Source organism: Natrialba chahannaoensis JCM 10990, assembly GCF_000337135.1.
Classification (GTDB): Archaea; Halobacteriota; Halobacteria; order Halobacteriales; family Natrialbaceae; genus Natrialba; species Natrialba chahannaoensis.
In genome coordinates this window covers 1-3,742 of sequence record NZ_AOIN01000090.1, presented here as the reverse complement: position 1 = coordinate 3,742, position 3,742 = coordinate 1, and the positions used below count along the sequence as shown (strand labels likewise).

Genomic DNA, 3,742 nt, shown 5'->3' with positions numbered 1-3,742 from the left:
AAGCTACGTCTTGCAGGGTTGCGCTTGTGTTGGACACACTTCGCGCACCCTGCTGCTTCGTACGTGACGCTTTCTATGACACACTCATATAGGAAAACACTCGTCTCAGCGTGTAACTCCAAGAAGAGGGAGATCGCCGTTCAATTACTCTCGTTAGGACAGTTGAGTCCTGTCTGGGGGCGGCACTTCCAATCAGGCTACGTCGGAGATGCGCGAGTAGTCGATAGCCTGTGTTCGTAGCTCAATACCGTTGTCGTACGCATTGTAAATGTTCTTGTCTATCTTTCCGCCATCGCGGCTATCATAGCGCATCTCGTGCCACCAGACATGCTTCAGGCACTGTTCATCGTTGAGATCGCCGATGCCAGTTGTAACCTTGAACAAGACCTCAGCAAAGTGGAGGTCATCTAGTGCCGGCATTTTTGGGTCTGGATTATTTGGAGACGGATATTCATTCGGGAAGACAATCACGTCAGGAATGACACGGCCGTTTTCCGTTCGGGCACCTGCTGGCGGATCGCGGATAATCATGTACCGCGGGTCCTCATCCTGGTTTAATCCCCATCGCACTGCTCGGTTGATGACCTCGTTCAACCGGGACGAAGGAGACTTGGTATTTCGAGCGTTCCGCTCGCTCCATAACATCAGGGTATTGGTATTTGTTGGAACCAGAAGGTGACCAATACTCTGTCCTTCACCACCTTTCACGTCCATCGCAAAGATGTCTTCAGTGCCTTTGAGTCGGCCTTTGAAGTCGATACGTTCACTCCCACGCTGGTCGGTAAACGATAGGTGTCCTTGCTCCTCGGCGGGTTCCAAGAAAACCTCACGGACAATGTCTTCGTTATCCGCACCGTGGGTCTGCCGGAAGGTGCCACCGAGTGAGAAGATCGCATCTTTGAGTTCGCGTTGGTAGTCGCCGGCGTCAATGTCCCAGTCCTCGAATACCTCTGGGTGCTCATTTCCGAGTGACTTAATCAGTTCCTTCACCTCATCCAAAGTCTGTTCGCGTTCGTCGGTACCCAAATCGGTAAACCCGAGTATATCGGTCCAGGGGTTTTTATCAGACACATAGAATCTCCTATACTGCGGCGGGATAGTCTATGAATCCGTTTTCACCTATGCATAGTCGCCTAGCTATGCAATCAAGTAGCTGTTTGGACTTTTCCAGAATGCCTTCGCATATGTCGAACTGTGCTACCGGATTGAAAGGACCAGTCGTTCAGAACTCAGTTAGCGAGCATTGCTGTAAGGACGCGAGTCGCTCAGAAATAACTTCTCGGAACTCCTCGTTCAGCTCGTAGCCAATACATCGGCGGTCCAGTTCGAGAGCAGAAACCGCGGTCGTCCCACTTCCGAAAAACGGGTCAAGCACCGTATCGCCCGGCTCCGTCGAGACCTCAACAATGCGGTTAATGAGTGAGGTCGGGTAAGGGGCTTTATGTAACACATTCTGGCCCACAGTCCCTCGCTTCACCGGGTGCCGCCACAGGTTACCAAGACGGTGTCCCTCCGCGACAGCAGGGTCTTCGAGGCCATTCTGTCCCTCCTTGTCCCGGAATTTGTGGTCTTTCGACTTTGATAGGTAGATGACGTACTCTTTCTTGTTCACCACATTGCGGTCAGTCATGCCGGCGATGGCGGTCGGCTTGTACCAGGTGACCATATCTTGGAGTACGAACCCAACATCTTCGGCCCGTTCTGCTATGTGGTATGGTAGAAGTTGGAGGTTTCCCCGTTCCATGACAGTGTCGACAACTACCCACATCGTGCCGTCATCGCGCAGGACATCGTAGCACTGACTCCAGACGGTCTCCATCCGGTCGTGGTAATGCTCGTATGACTTGTCGGCCGTTCCAATTTGATCCTCGTGTCCGTAGTCTTTGAGGTCCCAGTATGGTGGTGAGGTAATAACTGACTGAACAGTCCCGTCCTTGACCTCAGTCATCTCTTCGCTCGTACTCCAGTGGACATCGAGATCATCGATTCCATCTAGGTCAACCATCTATTCACTCACCTCTTTACGCAGCACAGCCACATCGAGTGGCTCAGCAACGCGACCCTCATCAGAAATGAGATCTTTGATTTCGTCTTTCCAGAGTGTATAGACGATCTCGCCGTCACCGGAACCCACGAGAATGCATCGACGGAGCGCCTCACGGAGTGGGATTGGCGCTGCCTCGTCGATCTCTTGGTTATTGGTCTGTGTGCGGTCTTCATCCAGCCAGATGTTGCCTGGGTCTTTACCATCAGGATTGTATCGACGGACCTTGGTGTCGTGGTAGGCACTGTTACCTTTCTCGCGGTCGCCGCCCCACTCGTTGCCCTCGTATACGTGTGCTACTCGAATGTCGTCCTTATGGAACTGATACTCACGCTGATCTTTCACAAAGAACAGAATTTCGTCGTATGCTGATTCCATATCGCCGCCTCGGTCTGCCCATCGGTGGACTGTTATTGTGTTCTTCAGGGTAAGCCCTGATTCTTCTCTAGCGTAGTCAGCTACTTCCATCGCAACAGGCCACATACGCCCATCTCGGTACGCATTCGGTGCGATGACCCACAGCGTCTCGGTTGGCTCCATACGCTCGTAGATAGCACTCCAGATTCCCTCCGTCGCGTTGAGGACATCGTTTTGGGTGTCAGCATCCGACACCACCCTTCCAAGGTCAACGAGGTACATCTGATTGGTCTCTCGTTTACCACCTGGGGTACTTGACTGTTGCACCATCTTCACCAATAGGTAGCCTTTTACCTATGCATAGGCGTTCGGGTATGTATCCCTTATCAACGACCCATGCAAAACCCAGGACGAGATGGGGTTAACGCTGACGGATGCAAAGCGTAGGATACTCGCTCTACTTGATGAAGAGCCCCGCCACGGCTACGCACTTGCCAAAGAACTTGGCAGACAAGGTCCTACGGTATACGAACATCTACAGGAACTGGAAGAGGCAGGGTATATTGAGGGCGAACAAGAAGGCCGTCGGAAAGTATACTCACTTACCGAACGCGGCGAGCTCACTCTACAAGCTGAACGCGCTGGTGAGTGAACCCAATAATCCGAGACAGCAGATACTACTGAAACAAGAGCAACCGCTTGGCCTTCTGTCAGGCTATCCCGGAGGTCTTGAGCGAGTTCAGCAAAAGCGAATGTGATGAGTAAGTCGTTGCGAGTGTAACTCATAGGTCTAGCTGCGTGATATTACATAAATCCACACCGGTCGACTGCTACCACACCAAACTAACCTCCGTTTCGTGTGGTTCAACTGGAGTTCTGTGGAAGTGGGGGCGGGACGCTGTAATTTTTCGACTCTGTCCCCTTGAGGACAGTGCGAAGGCAGGGCGGTTGATTTGGTGTTTTGGCTTTTGATCACTGTGGGGAGGTCACTTCCCTCTCTGGATACGTCTGGTCACAGTGAGCTACTTTCGCTCACGGCTGCCAAAACCTGCGTCACTGGCCGATCTCTATCAAGAAGCACCACCTGTGTCACACTCCCGAAAATCACCTTCCCAACCGGCGACTGTTTGCGCGGCCCACGCACCAACTCATCAGACCCCATCTACTCCGCCACGTCCAGAATCGCCGGCGACGAAGCTCCCAGTCGCACTCTGCACGCGCGTATCTACCCCAGCACCGCGACAGGACTCGCCGGACTCGCGTGGGTCCAAGTCGCGCTCAGTTGTAGTCATTCGTCGTTCGTCTGTCGCCAGTCCTCACTTTCCAGAAAACGAGCATTAA

General features: G+C 52.9%; 4 protein-coding genes and 1 pseudogene. 1 reads left to right on the top strand and 4 read right to left on the bottom strand.

What is annotated here, in order from left to right:
* Positions 1 to 192: 192 nt before the first annotated feature.
* The 3 genes from C482_RS15955 to C482_RS15945 form a co-directional block, all read right to left on the bottom strand.
* Complete coding sequence (locus C482_RS15955; RefSeq protein WP_006168773.1) at positions 193 to 1,071, bottom strand: hypothetical protein; 879 nt, start codon at positions 1,069 to 1,071, stop codon at positions 193 to 195.
* 151 nt (positions 1,072 to 1,222) lie between these two features.
* Positions 1,223 to 2,005 carry a DNA-methyltransferase gene (locus tag C482_RS15950; protein WP_006168772.1) on the bottom strand — a complete coding sequence of 261 codons (783 nt, stop codon included), beginning with the start codon at positions 2,003 to 2,005 and terminating at the stop codon, positions 1,223 to 1,225.
* Positions 2,006 to 2,683, bottom strand: a complete 678-nt coding sequence (locus tag C482_RS15945; RefSeq protein ID WP_006168771.1) for a DNA methyltransferase — start codon at positions 2,681 to 2,683, stop codon at positions 2,006 to 2,008. It abuts the gene before it with no gap.
* 133 nt (positions 2,684 to 2,816) lie between these two features.
* Between C482_RS15945 and C482_RS20660 the strand changes: the two genes are divergently transcribed.
* Entirely contained in the window at positions 2,817 to 3,053 is a 237-nt protein-coding gene (locus tag C482_RS20660) for a winged helix-turn-helix domain-containing protein (protein WP_006168770.1), read from the top strand.
* 360 nt (positions 3,054 to 3,413) lie between these two features.
* Here C482_RS20660 and C482_RS22885 read toward each other — a convergent pair.
* Positions 3,414 to 3,557: pseudogene (locus C482_RS22885) on the bottom strand (universal stress protein); the annotation flags it as partial.
* Between the last annotated feature and the right edge of the window lie 185 nt (positions 3,558 to 3,742).